The 26,261-nt window shown below is 46.5% G+C and carries 28 protein-coding genes and 1 pseudogene; 21 read left to right on the top strand and 8 right to left on the bottom strand.

Going from position 1 to position 26,261, the window contains the following annotated elements; all coding sequences use genetic code 11:
- Positions 1–22 precede the first annotated feature (22 nt).
- Both NSS79_RS21530 and NSS79_RS21525 read right to left on the bottom strand, forming a co-directional pair.
- Positions 23–945 (bottom strand): annotated as a pseudogene (locus NSS79_RS21530) (DMT family transporter).
- Positions 945–1,799, bottom strand: a complete 855-nt coding sequence (locus NSS79_RS21525) for an AraC family transcriptional regulator (RefSeq protein ID WP_342436079.1) — start codon at positions 1,797–1,799, stop codon at positions 945–947. The pseudogene NSS79_RS21530 and the gene NSS79_RS21525 overlap by 1 nt, the downstream one beginning before the upstream one ends.
- 173 nt (positions 1,800–1,972) lie before the next feature.
- Here NSS79_RS21525 and NSS79_RS21520 point away from each other — a divergent pair, with 173 nt between their 5' ends.
- The 10 genes from NSS79_RS21520 to NSS79_RS21475 all read left to right on the top strand — a co-directional run bounded on the left by NSS79_RS21520 (position 1,973) and on the right by NSS79_RS21475 (position 11,068).
- Entirely contained in the window at positions 1,973–2,545 is a 573-nt protein-coding gene (locus tag NSS79_RS21520; protein ID WP_342436078.1) for a hypothetical protein, read from the top strand.
- Between the two features lie 295 nt (positions 2,546–2,840).
- Positions 2,841–3,392 carry a polysaccharide deacetylase gene (locus NSS79_RS21515; RefSeq protein ID WP_179091800.1) on the top strand — a complete coding sequence of 184 codons (552 nt, stop codon included), beginning with the start codon at positions 2,841–2,843 and terminating at the stop codon, positions 3,390–3,392.
- Positions 3,393–3,418: 26 nt separating this feature from the next.
- Entirely contained in the window at positions 3,419–4,117 is a 699-nt protein-coding gene (locus tag NSS79_RS21510; RefSeq protein ID WP_342436077.1) for a polysaccharide deacetylase family protein, read from the top strand.
- A 159-nt stretch (positions 4,118–4,276) separates the two neighbouring features.
- Positions 4,277–4,966, top strand: a complete 690-nt coding sequence (locus NSS79_RS21505; protein ID WP_342436076.1) for a response regulator — start codon at positions 4,277–4,279, stop codon at positions 4,964–4,966.
- Positions 4,963–5,967, top strand: a complete 1,005-nt coding sequence (locus tag NSS79_RS21500; protein WP_342436075.1) for a sensor histidine kinase — start codon at positions 4,963–4,965, stop codon at positions 5,965–5,967. The genes NSS79_RS21505 and NSS79_RS21500 overlap by 4 nt, the downstream gene beginning before the upstream one ends.
- 83 nt (positions 5,968–6,050) lie before the next feature.
- A complete protein-coding gene (locus NSS79_RS21495; RefSeq protein WP_342436074.1) occupies positions 6,051–7,382 on the top strand; it encodes a hypothetical protein in 1,332 nt (443 codons plus the stop codon).
- 136 nt (positions 7,383–7,518) lie between these two features.
- A complete protein-coding gene (locus NSS79_RS21490) occupies positions 7,519–8,274 on the top strand; it encodes an ABC transporter ATP-binding protein (protein WP_342436073.1) in 756 nt (251 codons plus the stop codon).
- Positions 8,271–10,211, top strand: coding sequence for an ABC transporter permease (locus tag NSS79_RS21485; RefSeq protein ID WP_342436072.1), 1,941 nt, complete (start codon positions 8,271–8,273; stop codon positions 10,209–10,211). The genes NSS79_RS21490 and NSS79_RS21485 overlap by 4 nt, the downstream gene beginning before the upstream one ends.
- Positions 10,212–10,332: 121 nt before the next feature.
- Positions 10,333–10,599, top strand: a complete 267-nt coding sequence (locus NSS79_RS21480) for a zinc ribbon domain-containing protein (protein ID WP_052092171.1) — start codon at positions 10,333–10,335, stop codon at positions 10,597–10,599.
- 4 nt (positions 10,600–10,603) lie between these two features.
- On the top strand, positions 10,604–11,068 hold the full coding sequence (locus tag NSS79_RS21475) for a hypothetical protein (protein ID WP_342436071.1): 465 nt from the start codon (positions 10,604–10,606) through the stop codon (positions 11,066–11,068).
- 158 nt (positions 11,069–11,226) lie between these two features.
- On the opposite strand, the gene NSS79_RS21470 is transcribed toward NSS79_RS21475, so the two are convergent.
- On the bottom strand, positions 11,227–11,781 hold the full coding sequence (locus tag NSS79_RS21470; protein WP_342436070.1) for an SMI1/KNR4 family protein: 555 nt from the start codon (positions 11,779–11,781) through the stop codon (positions 11,227–11,229).
- Between the two features lie 135 nt (positions 11,782–11,916).
- Between NSS79_RS21470 and NSS79_RS21465 the strand changes: the two genes are divergently transcribed.
- The 6 genes from NSS79_RS21465 (at position 11,917) to NSS79_RS21440 (ending at position 16,524) form a co-directional block, all read left to right on the top strand.
- On the top strand, positions 11,917–12,609 hold the full coding sequence (locus tag NSS79_RS21465; protein ID WP_342436069.1) for a response regulator transcription factor: 693 nt from the start codon (positions 11,917–11,919) through the stop codon (positions 12,607–12,609).
- 96 nt (positions 12,610–12,705) lie between these two features.
- Complete coding sequence (locus NSS79_RS21460) at positions 12,706–13,629, top strand: ABC transporter ATP-binding protein (RefSeq protein ID WP_342436068.1); 924 nt, start codon at positions 12,706–12,708, stop codon at positions 13,627–13,629.
- Entirely contained in the window at positions 13,622–14,359 is a 738-nt protein-coding gene (locus NSS79_RS21455; RefSeq protein WP_342436066.1) for a hypothetical protein, read from the top strand. Before NSS79_RS21460 ends, NSS79_RS21455 begins: the two co-directional genes overlap by 8 nt.
- Before the next feature lie 27 nt (positions 14,360–14,386).
- A complete protein-coding gene (locus tag NSS79_RS21450; RefSeq protein ID WP_342436065.1) occupies positions 14,387–15,289 on the top strand; it encodes a HAMP domain-containing sensor histidine kinase in 903 nt (300 codons plus the stop codon).
- 289 nt (positions 15,290–15,578) lie between these two features.
- A complete protein-coding gene (locus NSS79_RS21445; RefSeq protein ID WP_342436064.1) occupies positions 15,579–15,974 on the top strand; it encodes a hypothetical protein in 396 nt (131 codons plus the stop codon).
- Between the two features lie 49 nt (positions 15,975–16,023).
- Complete coding sequence (locus tag NSS79_RS21440) at positions 16,024–16,524, top strand: hypothetical protein (protein ID WP_342436063.1); 501 nt, start codon at positions 16,024–16,026, stop codon at positions 16,522–16,524.
- A 26-nt stretch (positions 16,525–16,550) separates the two neighbouring features.
- Here NSS79_RS21440 and NSS79_RS21435 read toward each other — a convergent pair whose 3' ends face one another.
- From NSS79_RS21435 to NSS79_RS21420, 4 genes are all read right to left on the bottom strand, one after another.
- Positions 16,551–17,354, bottom strand: a complete 804-nt coding sequence (locus NSS79_RS21435; protein WP_342436062.1) for a lipase family protein — start codon at positions 17,352–17,354, stop codon at positions 16,551–16,553.
- Positions 17,355–17,383: 29 nt separating this feature from the next.
- Positions 17,384–18,193: an alpha/beta hydrolase gene (locus NSS79_RS21430; RefSeq protein WP_342436061.1), complete on the bottom strand. Its 810-nt coding sequence runs from the start codon at positions 18,191–18,193 to the stop codon at positions 17,384–17,386.
- A 149-nt stretch (positions 18,194–18,342) separates the two neighbouring features.
- Complete coding sequence (locus tag NSS79_RS21425; RefSeq protein ID WP_342436060.1) at positions 18,343–20,214, bottom strand: LTA synthase family protein; 1,872 nt, start codon at positions 20,212–20,214, stop codon at positions 18,343–18,345.
- A 210-nt stretch (positions 20,215–20,424) separates the two neighbouring features.
- Positions 20,425–21,012 carry a LysE family translocator gene (locus NSS79_RS21420; protein WP_342436059.1) on the bottom strand — a complete coding sequence of 196 codons (588 nt, stop codon included), beginning with the start codon at positions 21,010–21,012 and terminating at the stop codon, positions 20,425–20,427.
- A gap of 133 nt (positions 21,013–21,145) precedes the next feature.
- Between NSS79_RS21420 and NSS79_RS21415 the strand changes: the two genes are divergently transcribed.
- Both NSS79_RS21415 and NSS79_RS21410 read left to right on the top strand, forming a co-directional pair.
- Positions 21,146–22,039, top strand: a complete 894-nt coding sequence (locus tag NSS79_RS21415; protein WP_342436058.1) for a LysR family transcriptional regulator — start codon at positions 21,146–21,148, stop codon at positions 22,037–22,039.
- 25 nt (positions 22,040–22,064) lie between these two features.
- Positions 22,065–22,415 (top strand): short-chain dehydrogenase, encoded by a 351-nt coding sequence (locus NSS79_RS21410; RefSeq protein WP_342436057.1) that lies wholly within the window; start codon positions 22,065–22,067, stop codon positions 22,413–22,415.
- 253 nt (positions 22,416–22,668) lie between these two features.
- Here NSS79_RS21410 and NSS79_RS21405 read toward each other — a convergent pair whose 3' ends face one another.
- A complete protein-coding gene (locus tag NSS79_RS21405) occupies positions 22,669–23,058 on the bottom strand; it encodes a helix-turn-helix domain-containing protein (RefSeq protein WP_342436056.1) in 390 nt (129 codons plus the stop codon).
- Positions 23,059–23,297: 239 nt separating this feature from the next.
- Between NSS79_RS21405 and NSS79_RS21400 the strand changes: the two genes are divergently transcribed.
- The 3 genes from NSS79_RS21400 to NSS79_RS21390 all read left to right on the top strand — a co-directional run bounded on the left by NSS79_RS21400 (position 23,298) and on the right by NSS79_RS21390 (position 26,257).
- Positions 23,298–23,876 carry an NAD(P)H oxidoreductase gene (locus NSS79_RS21400; protein WP_342436055.1) on the top strand — a complete coding sequence of 193 codons (579 nt, stop codon included), beginning with the start codon at positions 23,298–23,300 and terminating at the stop codon, positions 23,874–23,876.
- A 213-nt stretch (positions 23,877–24,089) separates the two neighbouring features.
- Positions 24,090–25,079, top strand: coding sequence for a hypothetical protein (locus tag NSS79_RS21395; RefSeq protein WP_342436054.1), 990 nt, complete (start codon positions 24,090–24,092; stop codon positions 25,077–25,079).
- A gap of 179 nt (positions 25,080–25,258) precedes the next feature.
- A complete protein-coding gene (locus NSS79_RS21390) occupies positions 25,259–26,257 on the top strand; it encodes a LacI family DNA-binding transcriptional regulator (RefSeq protein ID WP_342436053.1) in 999 nt (332 codons plus the stop codon).
- Positions 26,258–26,261: the final 4 nt, after the last annotated feature.

The raw sequence follows: 26,261 nt of genomic DNA, 5'->3' as shown, positions 1-26,261 counted from the left end.
TCAAATGAGCATACGGACAGACTCAATCCGCACTTTTTACAACGATCCGCTTCCGGGGGATCGTTTTTGCTTTGCGCTCTGAAATATAGGAGCCGGCGAGGGTGAGCAAGGTTCCCGCCACAGTGACCCAAGTGATATTTTCATGCAGGAACAGGGCAGAGGCGGCAACTGTAACTACAGGCACAATATAGATGTACACGCTTGTTTTTACCGCTCCAAGGATTCCGACCACCCGGTTCCAGGTGACAAAACAGAGTGCCGAGGCTCCCAGACCCAAGAAAAGAAGGTTGGATACATTGGAAAGGCTGAGTAATCTGTCCAGGCCAAGACGGAAATCAAACAGTAAAGCGCAGGCAGCATAAACAGCAGCCCATAAAAAAACACTCTGCGGGTAGCCCCGATCGTATGATGCTGCAATGCGCTTATTTTCCGCATCAGTACGGAATAGATTGCCCATAAGGCAGGGGCCAGGAAGGCCAGCAGATCTCCAATGGGATTCAGCTGCAGGATGAAACTTCCGTTCAGCCCGATTAACACAATCCCGGCCAGCGCAATCAGAAACCCGGTCATAAACTGCGCATTCAGCTTCTCTTCCTCCAGGAAGAAGTGAGCGGCAAGCGCCGTGAAGAAGGGCGCAATCGAAACAATCACGCCAACATTGGATGCGAGCGTATAGACAAGGGCGATATTTTCCACTAGAAAATATAACGTTACCCCACAGAGTCCAGCCGCGATAAACAGCAGCTCTTCTTTGAGTGATTTCGTCCGTAGCGGACGCGAATAAATAAGACACAATGCGACGTAACCGATGATAAAGCGGAAGAACAGAATTTCAATGGGCGTAAAGTCAACTAACAGTATTTTAGTAGAGATAAAAGTTGTACCCCAGATCAGAATGGTAAGCAACGCGAGCAGATGTCCGGTAGTGGCCTTGCGCTCCTCCATCATGGTGTAATCTCCGGAGAGGGCTTTGATTCTGTCTGCCGGGCCGTAAATATGCGCATATATTGCTTAGGCGTTAGACCGATCAGCTTTTTGAAGAAATTGGTGAAATGGCTCTGATCACTAAATCCGGTCAGGAGCGCCACTTCAATGGGCAGCATCCCTTGTTCCAACAGGCGTTTGGCATGGTTAATCCGAATCGTTTCCAGGTAGCAATAGGGCGATATTCCTTTTTGTTTCGTAAATAGACGCAGCAGGTGATATTTGCTTAAGCCGGTCAAGGCCGTTAACTGATTCAGCGTAATGCTCTCCATATAATGTGACTCAATGTACTGGCAAATGTTTTTGATTTCCGTGGTAAGCTCCCGGGTGGGGCTAGGGAGTTCTGCGTCGGAGTATTCTCTCAGGAGCTGCTCCAGCAGAAACAGGAATAGTTCTTCTTTTTGGAAATCGGACTGTTCCTCCAGCAGCATCCGGTGCAGCTCATGCAGGGACAAGGCCAGCTCACTCTGGTAAAGAACAGTTGGTGTGAACCTGGGCAGATCGCCCGCCCCCGTAATTTCTAGCACATACTGGCGCATAATCTCCGGCTCTATATTGATACAGCGATAGTCAAGCGTTCTGCCGTCCAGCTGTTCACAGGCATGGGGATCCTGCGGATTAAAGATAATCACATCTCCGCTATTAAGAATATACTCTTCATGATTGCATACCAGATATCGCTTGCCCTGTTCAATGAATCCAATGACATAGTAGTCATGGAAATGGTTGGGGAACTTCTGCATGATTCCTTCAAACCGATACGCTTCAAGATTTAAGTCCGTATCATAGACTACCGTACGTACTTCACGAGTCACTGTCTGCACCTTCTTTTCTGGTTCTATGTAGCTATTATAATATGAACAACAGAACATTTCTTGAATGATGTTGCTGGAGCAGAGTTACTGAACGTCCTTACAGAAAAAGCTAATTGTGGTATGATTTCCGGGAAGAAGCGAAAAAGGGAGTTTGCCAATAGGGGGTATAATCATTGTCCAGAACAAGATATGGAGCTTGTATCATCACGCTGATGTTAGGCTTGCAGCTGGGGTGCAGCGCAGACATAGAAGGAAATGGGAATCATAGAGTAGCGGAAACTAAGACTGAAACTAAAACCGTAGAAATAGATCGTAATAAACAGAGTGCAAGTATTCCGTTTACACAACATCTCTACTCCAAGCATTCGCCTGATTTCACTTGGGAGTGGAGTAATACCGAAAATTTACCAAAGGAAGTAACGGACCGGTATAAAGAGTACGAAAATTCAGCACCCGGCGGATATCTAGTGAAGGAAACCCCCACAGAGTATTTCATTTGCGTGAGCATCGGGGAAATGGAGTCGGTAACAAAGGGATTTGAGGTAAAATCGCTAACACTTCCCGCTGAACATGCCGCAGCTGAAAAACCGATTTTAAAAATTAAGGCAGTGCCTGTGAGTGATCAGAATCCATCGGACAACGAGTTGCCGGGGAAAATAGTTGCCAGATCGCTTATAAGTGTCGCCAAGGAAGATTTGCCGGAAGGTATCCGTCTACATTCAATGATTATGAGTCTGGAAGAATGAATGGAATACCAATAATTAAGTGAAGGCATTCCCTTCTCATTTCTGTGATCGCTGGTCCGGTTGCAGGGGAATTCCTATCTATAGCGTCAAATAAAGGAAGTGTGATAACACAGCGGATTGCATTGAAAGGAGTAGAGTATTAGGGGCAATAACAACTTAAGAATAACGTAAGAATTACATAAGAAAAAAGAAAATTCTGATCACTACTATAGTAATTAGGGAAAAGAACAGCTAAGTAAGGAAGGTGTATCATTTGGGAATCAAAATACGGAAAACTACGGTTCAAAACCTCTGGATGATGTGGGAAAAGGCATTTTCGGTGCTTACATATTTTCGGGGAGCGAGTACATCGCGTTTTGGCATATGCTCGGTGATGCTAAAAAAGCATCGGGGCGAGGCCATTGTATGCCAGGATTCAACAGTCATCCACAAGGGAGAGTGGGTAGGGGAGCTTCACCTGGACAATGAAAAAATTCTAAAGCTTATTAAGTCCGAAGGCTCGGATCGGGCTGCACTGCAAACGGCCCGGATGCTGCGTAAATCAATGAAGCAAATTAATGAAGCCTTTGAATCGCAGTCGGAGTACCAGCAGGTGAAAGCGTTAATGGGTATCACGCTGCTCCATCGCGGTTTGACACATGGTCTGGGCTTTGAGCAGCAGCAGATGAAATCGGGATTTTTTACGAGAATTACAACAGTCTACCTCCGCCTGCTGCTGTCAGCTATGCATCCGGAAGGAAGAAAAAGAATTGACCGGCGCACTGATCAGCTTGTACCCATGCTTCTGGTTCACTCGCGGGGATCGCTGAAGAAGCGTTTCTCACCCGAACAGCGTCTGTCCGGATAAGCTGCCAATAAAGGGGGTGGGGAAGCATGTTTAACTATTTAATAGGAGGAATACTCTGTATTGCCGCTTTTTATATGTTCATTCCAAGCTTAATCTCGCGGATGACAGGATGGGGGGTCTTCCGCAAAGGTAAAGGAAAGGGGGAGGTGGCCTTCACTTTTGATGATGGGCCACATCCGGAATATACACCGAAATTACTGGATTTATTGAAACGGCATCAGGTTAAGGCAACCTTTTTCGTACTGGGATCGCAAGCGGAACGGTATCCCGAGCTTGTTCGCAGAATTGACCGTGAGGGCCATCAGATTGGCATACATAATTATTGTCATACTTCCAACTGGCTAATGCTGCCTAAAACGATTCGCAGTGAACATCTGGATCGTTCCGCAGATATTATAGAAGGTATTGTTGGCACCAGACCCGACCACTATCGTCCGCCCTGGGGCTTAATGAATATGTTTGATTACTTCCGTTACAAAGAGTACCGGATTGCGTTATGGTCAATCACGGCAGGTGACTGGAGCAGCCGGGTCTGTCAGACCCGGCTCCAGTCAAAGCTGCTTGACCAAATTACTGGCGGCTCCGTTGTGTTGCTGCATGACAGCGGCGAGACAGTGGGGGCAGACGCACAGGCACCTCATTTTATGCTGGAGGCTTTAGACGAGGTGCTGCCGCAATTGAAGACAAGACACCTTAGATTCGTACGATTGGATGAAATGGCATAATACTCATAATGGACCCTCTGCGTTGTGTGCGCCAGAGGGTTTTTCCTGTAAAGGGAATTAAGTAATATTGACCTGGCATAACGAAATAGTTAATGATAATGTAGATGGACACTACAAAAAGATGAATCTGTCCAAAGATTCAAAGCGGGGTGGCTTTATTTGTTTAAAATTATGCTAATCGAAGACGATGTTACGTTATTCAATGAGATCAAGGACCGGTTGTCCCAGTGGTCCTATGAGGTCTATGGCATTACGGATTTTGGCAAGGTGCTGCAGGAGTTCACGGTGGTCAAACCGGAGCTGGTCGTGATCGATATTCAACTGCCGCAGTTTGACGGGTTCCATTGGTGCCGGCTGCTGCGTGCACATTCCAATGTGCCGATTATCTTTCTGTCCTCACGCGATCATCCGAGCGATATGGTGATGTCTATGCAGCTGGGAGCCGATGATTTTATTCAGAAGCCGTTTCATTTCGAGGTGCTGATCGCCAAAATCCAAGCCACATTGCGCCGGGTGTACAACTATAGCACTGAGCGGACGGAGCTGAAGACATGGCGCGGAGCGACGATTGAATATGTGAAGAACACAGTAACCAACAGTCTTGGCGCTGCTCTGCTTACTAAGAATGAGACGTTTATCCTGAAGATCCTGGTAGGGCGCAAAGATCAGATTGTAAACCGCGAAGACCTGATCAAGGATCTGTGGGACAATGAGCATTTTGTGAGCGACAATACGCTGACCGTGAATGTGAACCGGCTGCGCAAAAAGCTGGAACCGCTGGGGTTGGACACTTACATTGAAACCCGGGTGGGACAAGGGTATATGGCAACTGAAGAGGCGGCGTTATGATCTGGAAATACCTTAAGGAGAAACGGAGCTGGCTTCTCCTGCTCGTCGTGCTGCAGCTGCTCCTTCTGTTAGTAGTCTATCTCGATGCATCTATTCCGTTAATGCCGATGCTGTACATAATACTGCTGAATGTGCTGGTCTGTACCGCATTTGTGTTTCTCCGATATCCCAAGGAAACCCGGTTCTACAGAAACATGGAAGCCTGGGATCAAACTTATGATCTTGGTGTTCTGGGGGAAGCCGAGAGCCCGTTCGAAAAGGTAGTGCAGGAAGCCGTGATCACCCAAACGGAACGTTACCGGCAGGAAACCTCGGTAAATTTTCAGCTGCTGGAATCGGAGAAGGATGATCTGCTGTCGTGGATTCATGAGGTCAAAACTCCGCTAACGGCGATGCAGCTGATGATTGAACGTCTTCCGGACGAGACGCTGCAGAAGCAGTTAATGTACGAATGGCTGCGGATCCATCATCTGCTCGACCAGCAGCTTCACCAGAAACGGATTCCTTTTATGCGCAATGACCTGTTTATCGAAAAGGTCAAACTGGAGCCGGTTCTGAACAAGGAGATTCGGGCGCTGAAATCCTGGTGTATTCCCAAAGGCATCGGATTCGACGTATTCCTTACGGCCGAAGAAGTGCTGACCGATGGCAAGTGGCTAGGCTTTATGCTCAGGCAGCTGCTGACGAATGCCGTGAAATACAGTGAAGCTTCCGATATCCTCATCCTGAGCACGGAAAAAGACGGTCATGTTGTGCTTACCGTTGAGGATTTCGGACGGGGAATTGACCCAAAGGATCTGCCGCGGATATTTGATAAAGGCTTCACCTCGACGAGCGGGCGTCAGGAAGGGGCCGCTACCGGGATGGGACTGTATTTGACTAGGCAAGTGGCGGAGCCGCTAGGGATCAATATTCAGGTGAATTCTATACTTGGGCAAGGAACAGTATTTACATTGATTTTTCCGCAGGAGAATGAGTTCGTAAAGATTGAAGGTATGTGACGGCGGTCCGTGATGAAACATCTGAGCAAAAAAAGCGTCAATATAAATATACTGGATAAAAATTGAAGGTAGGAGTTGTTTATATGCGCTATTTTGCCATGTTTGCGGTTGCCGCCATATTGCTCGCGGGATGCCAGAACGGGGAAGCGACGGTGGATAACGTTAATGCTTCCGTAGTGAATACCAATAAAAGTGCAGAAGAACCTTTTCTCTATATAGAACAGCTGGAAAGTATCAGCAGCAATCAACGACTGGTGCAAGTGAAATCCAATAACGACATAGACAAGCTTTCACTGGAGCTGGCGCTGAAGAACAGCCTAAATACAAGCGATCCACATACGGAGTTCAGCTATACACTGGAATGGGAATCGCCCCGGTTTGTGCAAATTCGTCTTCGCATGCTTGAGGAGAGTCCTTTTTCCTGCCTGTTTAATCTGGATGAAGCCCAAACAGCAGACGGAAGAACGTATAAAAATCAGGATCAGCCGTACCGCAATAAGGTCGTGGTGCAATATTCAGCCAATCAGGGCAGTATCACGCTGAAGAACTTTCAATCGGGTACGAACAAGGTACTTCCGGCTTGGGATACAAGCTGGATCAAAAATATCAACGACAGCGGTAAGAACGGTCCGTCCTTCCTGTTTTACGGGAAAGAGGAACATCATTTATATGATGCATTAAGAGACAAGGTGATGAATATCCCTTCAGTTCCAGCTAAGGAAGGTTTGTACGGCAATGACTATGGATATCATGAAATGTATTCCGACCGCTTCTACCCTGAATATACTTACATGGTTCTGGGAAACAAAAGATTATACAAAATTGATTTGACCGATTTCTCCCGCGAGCAGTTGTATAGCTTTGACAAGCCGGTATACGGGATGTCCTCCTCACCGGATGGCAGCAAAATTGCCGTATTATTTGCTCATGATGACTATGTGGGTACCGGGGCGGATCTGCTGGTTCTGGATAAGAAGGGGAATAAGCTCTTTTCGAAGGAAAATGCGGCCTCAATGTCACATAGCGATGGCTTCTTGTTTGTTTATCCACTGACGTGGCAGGACAATTCGGTTCTTATTCTCCCGGCAGACAGTGAAGAGAGTAATCCGCTCGGCAGGATATCTTTAGACATCCGGAGCAGCAAGTCCTCGATCGTCCAGGATGAGCGGCTAACGGATCAGGTGATGAAGGATGTTTTTGCACATGAAGGACAGCAGGACTATTATGCTATCTCGAAGATCCGTTGGTCGCCAGATGGCAAGCTCGCGGCATACACCTCCAATACCGGCGCTATTTGGGTATACAATCGTATTGACCGGACATTTGAATTTGTGGCTGCGGGCACGCTGCTCGGATGGATGCCGGATGGAACGCTGGCTTGGGCGGATACGGCAAGTCCAGCCTATACATTCTGAGAATGGCAGGGCCTTTTCAGGGGTTATAGGGCATGTGACAACAATGTCACATGCCTCTTCACTTTGTTCGGCGAATCGCAGGAAAAAGAAAAACATCCCGCTTATGATAGAACTATAGAAAAGGAGTGGGTGGAACATGATCATTATGCAGGCTAATAAAATTTACAAAACCTACGGAAAAAAATTCAATAAACAAGAGGTCTTGAAAGGCATTGACCTTCAAGTAAATAAAGGCGAGTTTGTCGGCATTATGGGGGCGTCCGGTTCAGGGAAGACGACACTGCTGAACGTGCTGTCCTCCATTGACCGCGTAAGCCAGGGAACGATCGAAATCGAAGGCAAGGAATTTACGGACATGAAGGAAAAACAGCTGGCTGAATTCCGCAAGCATCATCTCGGATTTATTTTTCAGGAATATAACCTGCTGGATACGCTGACGGTCAAAGAAAATGTGCTGCTGCCGCTGTCCATCACAGGTATTTCCAAGAAGGATGCCCATCAGAAGTTCGAACAGGTAGCGGGCGAACTGGGAATCTATGAGTTGAAGGATAAGTACCCCTCGGAAATATCCGGCGGGCAGAAGCAGCGGACATCGGCGGCGAGGGCGTTTGTGCATGACCCGAGCATCATTTTTGCAGATGAGCCTACAGGGGCGCTGGATTCCAAGTCGGCTTCCGATCTGCTGAACAAGCTTTCTGACATGAACAGCAAACGCCAGGCGACCATCGTCATGGTTACGCATGATCCTGTGGCGGCCAGCTATTGCAGCCGGGTGGTGTTTATCCGTGACGGGCAAATTTATACGCAGCTGAACAAAGGTGATGAGTCCCGGCAGTCCTTCTTCAACGATATTATCAAGACTCAGGGCGTATTGGGCGGTGTTCAGCAATGAGCCTGAATTATATCGTTCTGCGCAATCTGAAAAAAAATATTAAAAATTATTATCTTTACGTCTTTGCCTTGATCTTCGGTGTGGCGTTGTATTTTTCTTTTGTGACCCTTAAATATGATCCGGCCATGGACGAAATCAAAGGTTCGGTAAAGGGTGGGGCAGCTATCGGCACCTCTTCTGTACTGCTAGTGGTCATTGTTGCGATTTTCCTGCTCTATGCCAATACGATTTTCATTAAACGGCGCAGCCGGGAGATCGGCTTGTTCCAGTTGATAGGACTGACCAAGGGTAAAATCTTCAAACTGCTCAGTGCGGAAAACCTGATTCTGTATTTTGGTTCCATGATTATCGGAATAGGTGCGGGATTTGTGATGTCACGGCTAGTATTGATGATTTTGTTCAAAATCCTTGAAGTGGATGAACTGGCCAAGCTGCGTTTCTCCACGCAGGCGCTGCTGCAGACCGTAATCGTTTTTGCCGCAATATACCTGCTGATTATGATCATGAACTACGTGTTCATTAAAGGGCAGAGCATCCTTTCCCTGTTCAGGGTCACTTCCACGACTCAGGAGCGGATTAAAAAAATGTCGCTGTGGGAGATTATCATGGGTTTGCTAGGCATTGGATTTGTTGCAGGGGGGTATTATCTGTCGACCCAGCTTTTCGGCGGAAAGTTCAATGCCATGAACGAATTAATGATCATCATGATCTTGGTTCTCGGCTTAGTCATTATCGGCACCTACCTCTTCTATAAAGGTTCGGTCAGCTTTGTATTCAACGCGATCCGCAAGAGTAAAAAGGGTTACCTGTCCATCAACGAGGTATTGTCGCTCTCATCGATCATGTTCCGGATGAAATCGAACGCGCTGCTCTTGACGATCATCACGACGGTTTCTGCACTGGCCATCGGGTTGTTGTCTTTAAGCTATATCTCCTATTATTCGGCGGAAGCGACAGCCAAAGTAAATTCCCCGCATGATATTGGCTTTGCCCGGACCGAGGCGAAGGAGAAGTTTATTCAAGCGCTCAATAAGGAGCAGATCAAGTACAAGGAAATTGATATTTATCCGGTTGGGGTGGATGTAGATGCCACTCAAATTATGGACGTGTCACCGTCCACAGCCTCCGAGGACCGCATCCTATCCACCTCTGTTGTCAGTGACGTCAGCATCGAAGGTGTAGAATTGGAACCCGGTGAGACCCGTCTCATGGGCTACAGCAATGCTTTGGAAAAATTAATAACACTGAAAGAGACCGGAGAGGTTGGCTTCCTGACTTCAAGCGGGACGATTAAGCTGCAGCTGAGCGGTGTATCCAAAAAGCCTATCCTGCCTGTCTATTATGCCTCCGGCGCCGGAATATTCGTGGTGGATGAGTCCGTTTATCAGGAACTGGTTAAAGTGCTCGACCCCAAACTGCAAAAAAAGAAAGAAGTAGCGAATTATTATGGGATTGAAATCACCGACCGGTCGAAATTGGACACCGCGAATCAAATTTACGAGAACCAGGCTCCGCAGGAGCCAAGCTTTTCCCAGCATGAGTTCGAAATGGACTGGCGTAGTATTATGGGGATGATTATGTTCATCGTCGGGTTTCTGGGCCTGACCTTCCTCATTACCTCAGGCTGTATCCTTTACTTCAAGCAGATGGATGAAGGCGAGGAGGAAAAAGACGGTTATACCATCCTGCGCAAACTGGGTTTTACCCAGAGCGACCTTCTGCACGGCATCCAATTCAAGCAGTTGTTCAATTTCGGCATTCCGCTGGTCATCGGCCTGAGCCATAGCTACTTTGCTGTCAAATCAGGCTGGTTCTTCTTCGGTACTGAAATGCTTACACCGATGATCCTGGTCATGCTGTTCTATACAGTACTGTATTCGGTCTTCGGCTTCCTGTCGGTGCTCTTTTACAAGAGAGTGATCCGTGAATCGTTATAGGAATTACAGCAGTCTGCCTTTCCGGCAGGCTGTTTTTTTGTATGAAGCAAGTAATCGAAACTTCCCAAATAACGGAAGCGTATGTATATATAAAGCTATATTTAAATGGAGGATAACTGCTATGCCAAATGAGGCGAAAAGGTTCTTTAAGTTGTTTGCCAAGAATATTAAGGAATCAACAGGTCCCGGTTATTATCAGGCCAATGGAATTTATGTCACTTGTGTTCATTGCCAATATGATAAATTCGAGCATGGATACGCGCAGCTGAATACAGCTTTCTTAAGTTTTTTGAACCTTGATTTTGCCAACCGCTCCGCGAACACCTTAACTTGTCACCGTTGTGGTTATATTCATTGGTTTAACAAGGATATTAAAAGAATGAGGTGAAGGTATGGACCCGGTAGAGGTATACAAAGGCAGACGTCCTGCGGAGCTGATGATGACTATATCGCTATGTGTGTCGATAGGAATTGCGATCTTTTCAATGATCTATTTATCGGAAGAAGGGAGCTTTTTACTTTATTTCGCGTATGTTTGGAGCATCTTCTGTCTTACCATCATAGGGGTTTTGCTGCAACGGCTTTTCACAGCCAGGCAGATTATGAATATCGAGCTGAAACCTGGTGCAATTATCTTGAAAAATTTGACCATCGAAGCCGAGAAAACCAAAGCTGTGTATATTAAGGGGTATTTCAAGCCTGTGGTCGGAATTAAACCGAATGGAAATGTTTTTGTACCGTATAAGTCCTGTTTCTCCTTTGCCGAAAAAGAAGACCAGGGGATGAAAGCGCTGAAGGCATGGGCAGAACAGCACCAGATTGAAGTATTCCATAAAAGCTTTAAGAGATGGCTATAAGCTTGACTACAAGGTACATAAGAGCCTACAAAGGCACTAACCCGCGTTAGTGCTTTTTGCGATGAATAGTTGCAGACAGAAGCTGTAAATATAGCCTGAAGTCGTCTTAGCATAGTGCTGGACGATTTCAGGCTTATTATTTCTTCCTCCAGCAGCTCCTACCCGTGCAGCTCATCGTCCACTGAAGTAGTTCCGTGGCATAACTCCGGGAACGATCCCGCAATAACAATGGAATCCTCGTAGCCAAGGTTGCCGGAATGGGATACAAGAATCGGATATTCCTGAGCATTCCTTTCCATGCGCATATCCCAAATGTAATGATTGCCGCTTCCGTCCATCGCAAAGGGCACCGCTCCCGGCATATACTCCGGGAACTCATAGGCCAGAAGCATGGGTCTTAATTCAGCCGCGCTAAAAAACTGAAAGTAGCGTTCCCCGTTCACAAACTCCCCGCCATTGGAATAACACAGAAAGTCCAGATAACTTGCAGGCAGCGTTTTGTGCGGGATGGACCATAAGCCGGGGTCAAACGGAGCGTACTGCGCATGCAGCGGATGGGCAACCGGGAAGGGATTGCGCTGCCGGCTGATGATTTCGTTGATTTCCGGCTCCGTCAGCGGTTTGTGCCAGCTCTGCATAAATTGCTCCAGCTCTGCTTCCGTTAGGCCCGGCTGCTTCTGATAACTGATTCCGAATACGTTGTCCCATTCCATGAACGATTCCCCCTTGTCCGGTCTACCGGATGATGTCACAATACGTTAAGATTAATAGAGTAGTAGAGCCAATGCAAATTACGTTTCCAGAGAAGGAACTGGAATTGGCCATAATTGTAGCTGGAGGTAACCTAAGTGGATGAATCAAACATCAAAGTACTCGTAATAGAAGATGATGCCGATATCAATCGCCTGCTGTGCCGCATGCTTACGGGCGAAGGACTTACTGCCGTCTCAGCATTTTCGGGAAGTGAAGCGTCGCTTCGGCTGTCGCTTGAAGCCTACCAGCTGGTGCTGATGGACTTGATGCTGCCGGGAATGCCTGGAGAAACGTTGATTCCGCAAATCCGGGAACAATCCACGGTTCCGATCATTGTCATTTCTGCAAAAAGTACACTGGAGGACAAGGTGGGGCTGCTTCGTTTAGGTGCGGATGATTATATTACCAAGCCCTTTGATCAGGAAGAAGTTATGGCTAGAGTGGAGGCACAGCTTCGACGTCTACAATACGTGCATGCGGTGAATCCTGGCGAAGAAATTATCCGTGTACGTGAACTGATCATGGACAAGCAGCGGCGTGAAGTCACCTTGAACAGCGAATTACTGACTTTAACCAAATACGAATTCGAAATTCTGGCACTGCTTCTGTCCAAGCCTGATAAGATTTTCTCGAAAAGTGAGATCTACCGGAATATTTGGCAAGGGACGTATCTTGGAGACGACAACACCATTAATGTACATATCAGCAACCTGCGGGCCAAAATCGCCGCGGTTACCGAAGAGGAATATATCCGCACGGTTTGGGGTATCGGGTTCAAAATAGTGTAGCCATACCTTCTTTAAGGTTTCTTAAGGTTTTGCTTAAAGCTTATTAAGGGTGATCTGGATACAATTGAATTATCAAATCGCAAGGGAGTCATTACGATGATGCATTGTATACTGGAGATTGAGGGGCTAAGTAAAACCTACCGGGAATCACACGCACTCCAGAATATCCACCTGAACATTGCTGCAGGTGATATTTGCGCAGTAATTGGTAAAAATGGCGCTGGTAAAACTACCTTATTCAAATGTATTACCGAACAGGTCTTTCCGACGGCTGGCAAAATCACTTTGTATGGAAAAAGTGAAGCTGCCGAGGTTAGGCAGGAACGCCGGAAAATAGGTGCGCTCATTGAGGAGCCCGCATTTTTTCCGGACTTTACGGCCAGGCAGAACCTGGAATATTACCGCCAGCAGCGGGGCATCGCAGGCAAAGACTCTATCAATCAAGCCCTTAAGGAAGTAAAGCTTCTTACTACCGGCAAGAAGAAATTTAAGGCGTTTTCCCTCGGAATGAAGCAGCGGCTGGGACTGGCGCTTGCCCTGATGACTCATCCGACATTCCTGCTTCTGGATGAACCGACTAACGGTTTGGATCTGGAAGGGAAGGTGGAGATCCGTCAGCTTATTCAGACCTTGAATGAGGAAAAAAAGGTGACGATCTTAATCTCAAGTCATGTGTTATCTGAATTACAGAGCGTGGCTACCCGGTATGTTTTCATGGATCAGGGACAGATTGTTGAGCAGCTGACGGCAGAGGAACTGCTGAACAAAACCAGAAAAACCGTCGAGCTGGTTGTAAATGACAGCGGCAAAGCCGCCACGATTCTGGAAAAACACTTCCCGGACATCCCTTATCGAATCCTGCCGGATCATCATATTCAGCTGTTCGGCGGTATGGACAAGACCGATCAAATTAACCGGGTACTCTATAGTCAGGGTATCGGTGTATTTTCGATAAATGTCACGGGAGGAGACCTGGAAGAATACTACCTGAGTCTGCTGGGAGGTGAGCGTAATGCTTAATCTGATGAAAAGCGAGCAGTATCGTTTCGTCCGGACCCGAAGCTATTATTTATCTGGCTTGCTCTATATCCTGCTAATGGTTGGCGCGGCTGTCACCTTGTATGCCTTTCAGCAGTCAGAGCCTAATTTCCCCTACGGGAATGAACGATTCTTCTACCGCAATGTCCTAAGCATGATGCCGGTTGTGTTCGTATTGCTTTTCATTTTTCCGCTGATCGTTATGGGCGACAATAAGAATGTGCTTAAGAATACGGTAGCTTATGGCTACAGCAGGCAAACCATCTATACAGCCAAACTGCTGATTACAATGGCCGGGTTCTTCTTATTCGCTCTTGTACTGGTGGGAGTGTCCCTGCTTCTGGGAACTACCCTGATGGTTCGCAATGTTGATCATGCACTCACGGAATATATGAGGATGCTGCTTAACATGTTGCCCCTCATGATTGCAGGAATCACAACCTACTACTGTCTTGCTGCCGTTATGAAGAAAAATGCACAGCTGCTCATTGCCTACCTGCTCATCTATTTCCTGCCACATTATATTCTGGGTTACCTCCAAGGCAGATTTACATGGGCAGCGTGGCTGCATAGTCATGGACCAGCTTATTATTTACTTAATGCCTATGAAGATATGAGCTATGCAGCCTGGGAACCGTGGGCAGTAGGGGCGGTCTATACGCTGGTCTTTTATATGCTAGGGCTATATCTGTTCAAGAAAGAAGAGTTCTGACTATAGGTCCAGGAGGGGATAAGGAACATGCATCTAGCTCTCGTCATAACGGCTGCCTTAACGGCTGCTTTGTTTCTTATTCCCTATATACTGCAGCGGCGGAGCATTATGCAAGTACGAAAACAACTGGCAGAAGTAGACCATCCTCCCACGCAGCACCTGAACGTGAAGCTGCCTTTGCCGGGACGTGAAATGGAGCAGCTGGTGGTTGCCATTAACCGGCAGCTCGATCAGCGCAGGAAAGAACAAGTGATCCATCAATCGAGAGAACTTGCAATCAAGCAGGAAATCGCCAACATTTCTCACGATTTGCGGACACCTCTTACTTCAATGCAAGGCTACGCCAATCTGCTGAAGGACCCGGCAATCCCAATAGCGGAGCGGCAGGAGTACCTGGACATTATTTTGCATAAAATGACGTTAATGAACAACATCGTGGAGTCGTTCTATGAATTGTCCAGTCTGGAGTCCGGAGACTATCCTATGGATATGCAGCCCCTCTATCTGTACAGCTTGTTGAGCGAAGTAATTCTCGCGTTCCATACGGACCTTGTGCAGAAGAACATTGAAGTTCAGCTGAACTTGGATGAAGCGGTGCGGACGATCTGGCTGGATGAGAAAGCCATGATCCGAATTTTCTCCAATGTGCTGCAGAACGTGCTTAGGTATGCCAAAAACCGGCTTGCGATTTCTTTATTTACAGAGGATCACAAAGTAATGATTATTTTCGCGAATGACACCGATCATATCCACGAACAGGATCTTCCCAAGCTGTTCGAGCGAACCTATACCAGTGATCACTCCAGAGCAAGCGGCCAATTGGGCCTCGGCTTATCCATCGTGAAACAACTGGTAGAGAAGCAAGGGGGGAGCCTTGGCGCCGCACTTGCGGATGGGGAGTTTCAATTGGTTCTTACGTTTGGAGAATGACAGAAAGGGAGCCGCACCTAGTGCGGCTCCCTTTCTGTCATAAACTAAACTATAACTCTGTTAGATAAGCGTGACCAACAGTTCGGTGATTTTGCCGTTATTCACCTTGAATTCATGTTTATTGATTGACAGCATTAAAATACTCCTGTACCTCGATCGGCATCGTAATATGTTGACTCATTATGGTTTGCCTTGATTTTAAATAGGGAACGCTAATCGTCATATTCTTCCATTTCAATGTATAATAAACTTATATATAGCATACTTTAGCAGCTCAGGGGAGGACAAAATGAACAAACGGATTGCAATTCTATGGGTCACTATCATTTTCATGTTTGTTATAGCTGGTTGTAATTCCAACAAAAGTTCAGTCAGCCGGGAATGGAGCACATCCAATCCAACTGCGGAAGACGTTCTGTCTGACAATTCCAATGCGAACATCTTTATGTTCTCGGACATCATTTATAACACTGGGATTCCATGGGTGGATGAATTAGAACTTCATAAAGATCAGTATGTAACGGAAATTATTGAACAGTCCGGAGATGGCAAGGAATTTAAGAATGGCACGGCCAACCAATTATCCATTGGGACAAAGATCTACAGCGTCAAGGAACGGAGCGATATATACATCGCGGAAACTGAAGACGGAGATTTGAGATTTTATGGGTTAGTGGAAGGGTGAAGAGAGAAAGGAACGGCCCATACTAAAGAGTGGTCAGGAGGAAGCAACAATGCGAAGGAAGACAGTAACCATATGGAGTGGCGTCATTTTTTTAATCGTTATCGGTATAGGTGTGGGTTATAAAATGTATGACAACGATACCGCAACCTATGATATGTGGAGCGGCAGGTGGGGAATAACGATCCCCAAGCCAGCTGAGCTAGTAGTTGTATTTGAAAGTGAACCGAGTTTTCATGGGGATGGAGAAGGATACTATGTTCTGAATTATAACGAAGAACAACTGGCAAAGGTTCAAGACCAGGCACTCTGGCAGCCAATAACTGAAGAATCAAGGCATTCCCTGGAAGAAGAAGTATCGCGGTTCACACAATCTATTATACCGGTGTCCCGGAAAGAGATTGCTAAATACGGTAAACTTTATAAGAACTACCCGACGGAGTATGACACAGGTGATTATTATTATTACACAAAGAAAGAGGACGGCAGTTACTGCATCGTCATCCTTAACGTGGATAAGCAACGGTTGTACTTGATGGAATGGATACAATAAGGCGCCAATTCCTGGAGCGGCCTGAATTAGTTTGGTACTTTCACTTCAATGAGCGGGCAAAAACCGGGATTCGCCTGACATAATTGTTCGGTAAACTCCGGCTGAAGCTTGGAGAGGGCTATGAAATAACTTCCGATAATATGATTAAGACCAACAGCACCATTCTGGAAAGACTGCGGATTTAGGGTCTGGACATGACTGTAATAGTACCTTTTTTCCCGCTTAGGCAGCTTGTAGATAGAGGGTGGAGTGTAGGTCACGACGTCAAAAGGATTGGCAATGCGGTAGCTGTTCGGAACATACCTTGTACTTACTTTTGCAAAGGATGGATCGCCTACACGAGGGGACCCATAAGTGAATAGATAAGGTGAGCGGTAATCCGTATTGGCACTCAGATCGACTGCACACATTGTCGCAAGTGCTGCACCGAGGCTGTGGCCTGTAATGTATAATGTCTTACCGGGTTCGATCTTGGACAGTGCTGAGAGAATTCCTTCACGGGCCGAAGAATAGATGTCTGTGAAGCCGCGATGGGTAAGGCAATCTTCCTTTATATATTTGAATTTTCTCTGTGAGGCGATGATGTCCGAGATCCAATTGGTTGTCGAGCTGGTTCCCCGAAAAGCAATAATTATCTCCTGTGGAGATTCCATAATAAACCCGAAGTTTTCCCATACATGGCCCAAGGATTTCGCCTTGATTACATGATTGACCGAATAATTCGCCGGCACGGCGAACGAACCATCCGTATTCGAAAATTGCGCATAGGTCTGTCCGCAGACAGCAGCCAGAAAAATCGCCCATTGCTCATAACCCTTATTGCTGCCCATCTGCATCCCGCCCTTCTTTCTTATTTAGGCTACCCGACAAACCTGGACAGCTCCCGGTTGAATTTTTCGCGTTCGTCATAGAACAATCCGTGGCCGCTATTCTCGAATGGCACAAGCACAGAATTCTTTATCCCTTGATGCTGCACCACAGCCAAAGGGTAGTAACAAACTTGATCATGGATGCCATGAAGAATCAAAGTAGGGACCTGTATTTTTGGGAGATCCTGAAATAATACTTCGGCGAGCCAGGCGTTGGAGACGGCTATAGTGGACCAGCTTGCTGCCTGCAGTCCTAATTGGAAGAACCAGTCCGAGAACGGTTGCGATACTTTTTGATAGAAGAATTGTTCTCCGAAGTCACGCAGCATCTTGGGCCGATCCTGATAGGTCGCTTGAATGATCTGATCTATAGCTTCTTTTGTGGTGCCATAAGGAAAACCGGGCCGCTGAATCAGGCTGGGAGCAGCTGAGGCGAAAAGCGCAAGTTTGGACACCCCATACCCGTTGTGGCGGGCCATGTAACGTATAGTTACAGCTCCTCCGGTGGAGTGTCCCGCGAGTGTAATGTCCCGAAGCCCTAAAGCCCCGATAACACACCGGATATCATCCGCTAACCGATTGTAGTCGTATCCGCTCAGAGGCTTATCCGAATTCCCGAATCCCCGCATATCCATTCCGATACAGCGATATCCCATGGGCACCAGACGATTGTACTGATATTCGAACATCTTGTGGTTCGCAGGCCAGCCATGGATGAACAATATCGTTTTCCTGCCTAGCGGGTTGATATCATTTACATATACATTCACCTGCGGTTCTACTCTAATCCAATGTTCCATTAGGCTTCCCTCATTCATCCGTTAATTTGTCTTTTCAAGACATATTATTCAGCTGATTGGGTTAAGTGCCTACAAAAAAAACCACCGTTTAATAACGGTGGGGTTGAATGAGCTATGTAGGGCTGTCCTTGCCGTGAGGGCTGTGCCTGCTATTCTACTTCGGCAACTTCTCTATCAGGTAATTGCGTCACATAACTGTCTGACAGCCGGAGGAGCTCCAGGGCACGATTGAACTCATCTTCTGTGGATTGAAGCGGTTTAGCGCCATCTCCGGATAAAGTATAATGTTGACCATCTTCAAAGCCGCTGCCGGATAAGAAAAGCTCTTCGTTATTCACGAAAGATCCGGTAGGTAAATAATAGCGTTGCGGCAGCAGGTTATAGGCGGATTCATTTAACAGATCCTGTCCAAAATGAATATGGTTATCTAGGGTTACCCCTAATAAATTGGATACCGTAGGTAAAATGTCAACCTGTCCGCCTAATTGATCCTTTACGGTTGGAGTCGTAATCCCCTTAGAAGCTATGATTAACGGAATATTAATCAAATCGCGTTCCGTATATTCATGGTTCAGAATTTCCTCAAGTAAGACTTTATCCTCATCCTTAAGTGAGAAAATAGGAAGTCCCCGATGATCACCATATAATGCGATTAAGCTGTTATCCCATACGCCGTTCTGCTTTAGTTCGTCGATAAACTGTCCAAGCGCGTAATCCGCGTAATTCTGAGCACGAATATAATCGCCAACGAGCGTTCCTTCGAATCGTTCCGGCAATGTCATTTTGTATTTGCTTTCAGGAATCGAGAACGGATTATGAGAGGACATGGAGATTACATGTGAATAGAAAGGTTGAGCACTTTGGTCCATTCGGGCCAGCTCTTGCGATGTCTTCTTGTAAAGAACTTCATCGGACGCCCCGTAGAAGACGGTGTCATCTTCACCGAAGTAAGATTTGTCATAAAAGCGGTCGAATCCTAATGCCTCATAAAGCTCCCCGCGGTTCCAAAAGTCAACTTCATTCGTATGGAAGGTTGCCGTATCATAACCCTGCGCCTGCAGCAGCTTAGGTAAGCTTGGAAGCTCTTTGGGAGCATATATATCAGTAGCTGGACCATTCGGTGGCACATAAAAGGAAGTGTTCACGATAAATTCAGCATCGGAAGTGTTGCCTTGTCCAACCTGCTGGTAGAAACGGGGGAAATAGAAATTCCCGGCGGCAAGCTTGTTCAGATTCGGAGTGATTTCCTGCCCGTCAATCGACAAGTTAATCAGGAAGTTCTGAAAAGACTCCATTTGAATAATAATCAGGTTCTTTCCTTTGGCGGCTCCGAACAAGAGCGGATTGGATTGAGCCTCAATGCCTTTAGTTTGATCAATGACGGATTGATTAATTTTGGAGAGCTCAATAAGCTCTTCTTCACGCTCCGCAAGCAGGGCGTAGGCTTCATAGTTGAGAATTCCCATTTGCTCAGCCTGGATGGTTTCATTCATACTGGCCTGGTTCGGAAAAATATTCATTACACAGATCGCGAAAGAAACACAGAACAAGGCAGCCACCACTTTGCGGTTACTTCGGCGTGACATGGCTTTTTTCCACGCGACTGCTTTCTTTCGGCTAAACATAACAAAAGTAATGATAATGATATCCAGAAAAATAAGCATATATTGAGGGTGCATGACCGAAAAAATACTTTTCTTCACGGCTCCCACCTGTTTCGCCTGGCCGATGACCTGAGAGGTAGCAATAATACCAAAATGATTATGATATACAATCAAAGAGAAGAACAAAACGGTAATGAGCAAATTCACAAACATGTAGATGGCTATTTTACGTTTCGTAGCGAACCATTCGATCAAGCAGAAGATCAATAGCACAAAAGGAATTTCTTTGAACCATGTAGTCCAGGTTGGCCCGTCTTCGAACAAGTAATACCAAGCAAAATAGCTTTTGGCAAGCATGATCAGTGAGAAAAATAATATGGATCTTTTACTGAGTGTACGTGGTTTCTTCAACCGCATCGGTTATGCGCATCCTTTTCTTTTTAATTAGTCCATTCTATTACATGGAAGCGCTCAAAATCAACTAGATTGGAAGAAGGATTTAAGAGAAATGCAACCTTATTATGTAAAATTCATGTCAATTACTGGATTTGACTAATCACAGTATAATTCTCCTAACAAGCTAAGGCGGTCTATATGAGGGCTGAAGTGTTAAAAGTTGAAGCCATGCTATTTCGTGAACATCAGATAAACTGCTACTATAATCAATGATCCTCCCATTACCAGGTTAAACACTTTGATCCCGTTCTTCACTTTGGTGAGAAATTGCAGTTTTGAGCCCAGAAGGGCCCAGGCGGAAAGCGAAAGATAGCAAATCAGGAAATAGATACATACAAAGACAAGCAGGGAAGAATAGGATTCATTTAACCCAAAGGCCGAAACACCGGAAAGGCAAGCGATCCAAGCCTTGGGATTAAGCCACTGCATGAGCAAGCCATGACGGTAATGAGGGAGCCTCTCCTCCTTGAATTCGATCTCTGGACGGGATACCATTATTTTGTAGCCAATATAACTCATGTACCCTGTGCCCGCGTATCTTAGCAACTGATAGAATACCGGAGCTTGGGCTACGAGATTGGATATTCCAAGTCCAACGGCGATTAGCAAGAGCGTAAAGCCGACAGTTGCGCCGGACACCAACGGGATAGAGCGCTTGAATCCGTAATTGACTCCTGTAGACAGAATTGTCATGTTCACCGGACCTGGAGAAATCGACATGGTTAATGAAAAAAAGCACATGGCAATGAATAGAGACATAATTGCACACTCCTTGTCAGTCATTCTAGAGTTACTATAGTTGATCCGTATCACGCCGTCCAATTGTATGTTCGGATGAAGTCGATCGGAAAACCGGATGGTTTATTTAACCGCAATTAAAGGGGGGAGAGCCGTGGAACTGTACCAATTAAAGACCTTTGTCGAGATCGCCCGGACAGGCAATTTAACTGAAGCGGCAGCACAGCTCAACACGAGCCAACCGGCAACAAGCGCGCAGCTGAAAGCTCTGGAGAATGAGCTGGGTTTTGCACTTTTTTACCGAACCTCCAGAGGGATGGTCCTTACGGAAAAAGGTTCACAGCTACTGCCGGAAGCGCAGGAAATACTCGTATCCATTGACGATTTTCACTATAAAGCAAGTGATTTGCTGACAAATTCAACGGAACCCATTCGGATTGGATTGAATACAGACGGGCAGGTTCTTCAAATCAAACCATTGATTGAGTTCATCTCGGAGAGTTTGCCGCAAGTAGAGCTGCATTTTATGGACAGCAAAAGTGAAGATTTCTTAAAGGATGTGACCAGCTCCCGGATAAGCGCGGGTTTTTACTATGGAACTGCCGGACATCCGTCTGTACATTCGATCAAACTGTATTCCTTCAGGATGGTTGTTGTCTATCCTAACAGCTGGGCTATGCCTGAAGGGGAGTTAACGTTGGAGTATTTTGCTCAGAAGCCATGGATCTGGACGACACAGGGTTGTCCCTTCTATAAACAATCCATTGATTATTTCCTGCAGCAGAATCTGCTTCCGCTCAAAATCATGTATGTCGATGACGAATCGCTGATCGGGGATTTGGTCGGGCGGGAGACCGGCTGCTCGCTGCTGGCGGAGCCGATTGCAATGCGTTTTGCCGAGGACAATAAGCTGCAGATCTGGAACGGCATTGATCTTGAGATTGATCTGTATTTTGGGTATCCGAAAGATAAACGGAGTGATTCTGTGCTTCACGAAATAGGCTTGATCGTAGAGCGAATGTGGCACACGGCGGAGTCTGAGTATTAAGGAGATTTGAAAAGGAGGTAGTCCTATGCCTTGCGTGGCGGAATTCGGTATTATAGATGATTTTGAGAAAGATAAGGATTATGCTGTCTGCTATGAACCTATGAAATATCATTGTGTGGCAATTGATGATGATATCCTGAATGATTGGTGGAGCGACCTGACTTTAATTAGAACCTACTTCCACTCCTATAACAGACCGGATTTTGCGCTTGCGAGGTGGGGAGTTACGTTAATTCCGCCTGAATCATTAGAAGCTTTCTATAGCATTGTTGCAAAAGATAGAAGATCAGCCGCATCAATGGAACTAACGGATTTAATGACATTATTAAGGAAGGCGATTGCTGCACAGAAATATGTTATACATTACGGGGTATGAAGATAATTTGCTGTGAACATACGATTCTAATTAGACTCTTCCCGGGAAGGGTCTTTTTTACGCAGATTACTGAATAGAGCGGATCATAATAAAGCATGTCTCAATAAGCTGGATGAACATTACTACTTAGGTTGGCTGGCAAACGTAACAGAAACGGGGGGAGAGCCTTTAAAGATTGAACGGAGGCCCCCTCTCTCCACAGTGGCCACGTCACTCTTTTCTCATGAACTGGGGGCTAAGTAGTAACTTGAATTCACTCAATACAGCAGCTTTGGAATTCTTCCAAAACCTTGGACTTGTCTCCATGAATCTTTTCCAGGTGATCCTCTCCCCAATAGCATAAATGGTCTAGCGCGGGTTTTAATCCCCACCCGTAGTGCGTTAACTCATACTCCACTTTAGGGGGGATCTCCTTATAAACCTTTCGTGTAACGATCTTATCCTTTTCCAGGCCTCTGAGCTGAGTGGTCAGCATTTTTTGAGTAATGCCGGGTATTAACCGACGAAGCTCAGACGTTCGTTTCCGTCCTGTCATCAAATGGTAGATAATTAAAGGCTTCCATTTTCCTCCCATTACTTCTAAAGCCGCTTCCACTCCAACTAGATACTTCTTTTGAGCGCTATTTTTCATCTGTTCAGTCATCTCTTAATCCTCCGTTAAAAAGGCTAGGTTTGCTGAGAACAAGCAATCACTTCAATCCGTTACTCAGGTCAGTTTCTGGGGAATCCACCTAGGGTACTTCCATGTTCCTATGGCACTTGTATCTTCCTATAGAACTTAAAAGTGCGTACTTCCAGATCATTTTCCTACTGTTTATAATAGCATCAGCCATTGATCATGGCTAGAAGTCAGCTATAGAGAAAGGTAGTGAAGATACAAGTATGAAAGTATTAATCGTTGTTTCACACCCGAGAAAAGATTCCTTGACCTTTCAGGTGGCTGGTCGTTTCGTACAAGGTCTTGCCGAGGCTGGCCACGACTACGAGATATTGGATTTGCACGGGATTGGTTTTGACCCTATTTTAAAAGGAGCAGATGAACCCGATTGGTTAGTTGCGGAACAGTCCTTTTCCCCTGAAGTAGAAATGGAAATAAGACGGATGAAGGAGCATGATGCTTTGGTATTTATTTTTCCACTTTGGTGGTGGCATTTGCCGGCTATGCTAAAGGGGTATATTGACCGTGTATGGAACAATGGGTTTGCGTACGGTTCGAACCACCTTCATCATCAGCATGTCTTGTGGATTGGTTTGGCTGGCGTTTCGAAAGAACAGATGAAAAAGCGTAACTATGATGAAACGATTACTCATCTGCTGAATGTAGGAATTGCAGATTATTGCGGTGTTTCCAATTCCAAGGTTGAATTCTTATATGAGACCATGGCTTCAAATCCCGGTCATTTCGAAATGCTGCTGAACCAAGCTTACCGCTTAGGTTTGAATTATGCCAAGGATCATTAAGCTGGAGGGCGGTTTGCTGCTGCTGTTATAGCTGCGTTTTCCGAGCAACTTTGCGCGCGAATTCCCGTCCAATTCAGGACCATTCTATTAACCTCAGAGGGGAAAGAGGTAGTTAAGCCGAATAATATATCAAGCGAAAAAGTACACAAAGAATTAACAGCGCTGAGATAGTTGAGATCGGACAAACTGCATTCATTCACTAGGAGGTAGAGTATGGGACATCGGGCCAATCTCATGATTATTCGGGAAGGTAATTACTCTTTGTACTACAGCCATTGGTGCGCAATTACTCTTCCAAGTGATTTGTTCTGGGGACCGGAAGCGGCTGAGGCTTTTATTGAACAGCAGGAACCAGCAGAGGGTTGGCTGGACAATGCATGGGCGGAAGGCTGTGCATGTGTGGATTTGGATCACCGGCATTTATTGTGGTACGGCGGAGAGGACGAGCATTATGAGATTCCGCTGCGCCGGCATCTATTGAAGATGATGCAGCCCTTATGGCCGGGATGGACCATTGAATGGGCTTCTTCCGGGATATTGGACATGGCAGCTTATGTGGGTTATCCGGTGGAAGAACTCATCAGTGAAGTGAGTAGGACCATTACTCCATTATCGCTGGTGCCTGAACCCAGGGACGGCTGGGTTCGAACGGTGGCAAGCGTAGTTTATCTTGATGGGGAACTGCGGCTATACCCGGTACAATCGGAGCTGGAAGATTATCTATTGCAGGGGCCTTCGCTGGTAGAATTGCTTAATAAACCGGAAGGCAGCACAGAATTGGACTTAAACGAATGGCCGAAAGAGACACCGGATCAAGGCTTCCACCTGGATTTGCTGGCACGGACGATAGATATCTGGTATGCCCCGGATGTGGGGACTCTGTTGCAGCAGATTCGCACAGCTTGGCCGGGATGGACCGTGACCGATCAAAGAGATCAGTATGAGTCGCAGATCCGGCTGACAGAAGGGAAGCTGTGCTTTAAGATGGAGAATCCGCAAGAGTTGACGGAGCGGTTAACCTCTCAATTGCTGGGAAGTCACTCCAGTCCTGTAGATACCATTAAAGAGATTGCCCGTATAAAGGCAGAAGCTGGAGAAGAGATAGAGGTGAACCCGCATGCTCTGGTGGATGAGCCTCAGGACATTCCGCTAGATACGCGTGAGCAGCTGCTGCGGTATGCCGTTGCGAACATGGCTGGGTGATGTTGTGGATTTGAACCCAGACCTATCGCCCAGACCGTATTCCACAGGGGCGCTAAGTATGAGGGTGCTTGCTTCGTGCAAGTGCCTTTATTTGGTACTTGTAAATCAAATCGGGATATGCTAATCTGTAAATGTAAAACATGTAACCGGTTACACACATGAGGGAGTGAGAGCAGTCCATGATTACAATTAAGGATGTCGCCAAAATTGCCGGCGTTTCGGTGGCCACAGTTTCACGGGTAATCAATGAATCAGGTTATGTCAACATCGATACCCGCAAAAAGGTAGAGGCGGCGATCCGGCAAAGCAATTATTCCCCCAATGAAGTGGCCCGGTCTTTATACAAACGCAAATCCAAGTTAATCGGTTTACTGCTGCCGGATATTACCAACCCTTTTTTTCCACAGTTGGCACGCGGCATCGAAGATTACATGCAAGAGAATGGGTACCGGATTATTTTTGGCAATAGTGACGAGAATGAGGAGAAGGAACTGGATTATATCCGCACTTTTGTACAGAATAATGTCGTAGGCGTGATATCTTCAACGAATTTTCCCGACAGCGGGGCTTATCTGGAAATGAATATTCCGGTTGTTTTTCTGGACCGTACTTCCAATGACAGTCCCTCCGTTTACGCGGATGGCCGGAAGGGCGGACGTCTCGCCGCACAGGAAATTGTCGCTAGAGGCAGTAGCCGGATTACCATTATCCAAGGACCGGCCCATGTCAAGCCGGCACAGGACCGGTTTCAGGGCGCGGCCGAAGCGCTTGAAGAAATGGGGATCAGCTACAATGTGATCCGGACATCATCCTTTTCCTATACCGAAGCAGAACAATGGGCGACCGAACTGTTTGAGCAGTTTTTGGATACGGACGGCGTGATCGCCAGTAATGATATTGTGGCCACAGCGGTTCTTCATGAAGCCCATCGGCTGGGCAAAACCGTGCCGGAGGACGTTCAGATTATCGGCTTTGACGATATTCCGCTCAGCAGTCTGATGTCGCCATCTTTATCAACTATCCGCCAGCCTGCACGTGACATGGGCAGCGAGGCCGCCCGGTTATTGATTCAGCTCATTGAGCAGGATCAGGTGGAAGATAAGATCATTCAGTTGCCGGTCAGCTTCATTGAGCGGGAAACTACCCGAAGCAGAATGGAAACCAGTAAGAAAGGGTGAAAGA

The sequence above is a fragment of the Paenibacillus sp. FSL L8-0436 genome, assembly GCF_038593025.1.
Classification (GTDB): Bacteria; Bacillota; Bacilli; order Paenibacillales; family Paenibacillaceae; genus Paenibacillus_AQ.
The sequence above is the reverse complement of the archived record's forward strand: the minus strand, read 5'-3'. Positions and strand labels throughout refer to the sequence as shown.